At 71.0% G+C, this 1,202-nt stretch carries 1 protein-coding gene; it reads left to right on the forward strand.

Going from position 1 to position 1,202, the window contains the following annotated elements; all coding sequences use genetic code 11:
* A partial coding sequence (ilvB, locus tag WA762_RS35400; RefSeq protein ID WP_335941700.1) for a biosynthetic-type acetolactate synthase large subunit occupies positions 1-1,202 on the forward strand: 1,202 nt, incomplete at both ends.

Below are 1,202 nucleotides of genomic sequence, written 5' to 3' on the forward strand. Positions count from 1 at the left end.
AACCTGGTCACCCCGATCGCGGACGCCCACATGGACTCCGTCCCGCTGGTCGCGATCACCGGCCAGGTCGCCTCCAAGGCGATCGGCACGGACGCCTTCCAGGAGGCGGACATCTGCGGCATCACCATGCCGGTCACCAAGCACAACTTCCTCGTCACCCGGGCGGAGGACATCCCGCACACCATCGCGGAGGCGTTCCACATCGCCTCCACCGGCCGTCCGGGCCCCGTCCTCGTCGACATCGCCAAGGACGCCCTCCAGGCGCGGACCACGTTCAGCTGGCCGCCCACCCAGGACCTGCCCGGCTACCGCCCGGTCACCAAGCCGCACGCCAAGCAGATCCGCGAGGCCGCCAAGCTGATCACCCAGGCCCGGCGCCCGGTGCTGTACGTCGGCGGCGGCGTCATCAAGGCGGGGGCCACCGCCGAGCTGAAGGTCCTCGCCGAACTCACCCAGGCGCCCGTCACCACCACCCTGATGGCGCTGGGCGCGTTCCCCGACAGCCACCCGCTGCACGTCGGAATGCCGGGCATGCACGGTTCGGTCACCGCCGTCACCGCGCTGCAGAAGGCCGACCTGATCGTCGCCCTCGGCGCCCGCTTCGACGACCGCGTCACCGGCAGGCTGGACAGCTTCGCCCCGTACGCCAAGGTCGTCCACGCCGACATCGACCCCGCCGAGATCGGCAAGAACCGCGCCGCCGACGTCCCGATCGTGGGCGACGCCCGCGAGGTCCTGGCCGACCTCGTCCAGGCCGTCCAGGCCGAGCACAACGCGGGACACGTCGGCGACTACACGTCCTGGTGGAAGGACCTCGACCGCTGGCGCGAGACCTACCCGCTCGGCTACGACCTCCCCGAGGACGGCAGCCTCTCCCCGCAGCAGGTCATCCAGCGCATCGGCGAGCTCGCCCCCAAGGGCACGATCTTCGCCGCGGGCGTCGGCCAGCACCAGATGTGGGCCGCCCACTTCATCGACTACGAGCAGCCCGCCACCTGGCTGAACTCCGGCGGCGCCGGGACGATGGGGTACGCGGTCCCGGCCGCGATGGGCGCCAAGGCCGGCGCGCCGGACCGCACCGTCTGGGCCATCGACGGCGACGGCTGCTTCCAGATGACCAACCAGGAACTCACCACCTGCGCGCTCAACAACATCCCGATCAAGGTCGCGATCATCAACAACGGCGCGCTCGGCATGGTCCG

Origin of the sequence: Streptomyces tyrfis (assembly GCF_037034285.1) — a bacterium.
Classification (GTDB): Bacteria; Actinomycetota; Actinomycetes; order Streptomycetales; family Streptomycetaceae; genus Streptomyces.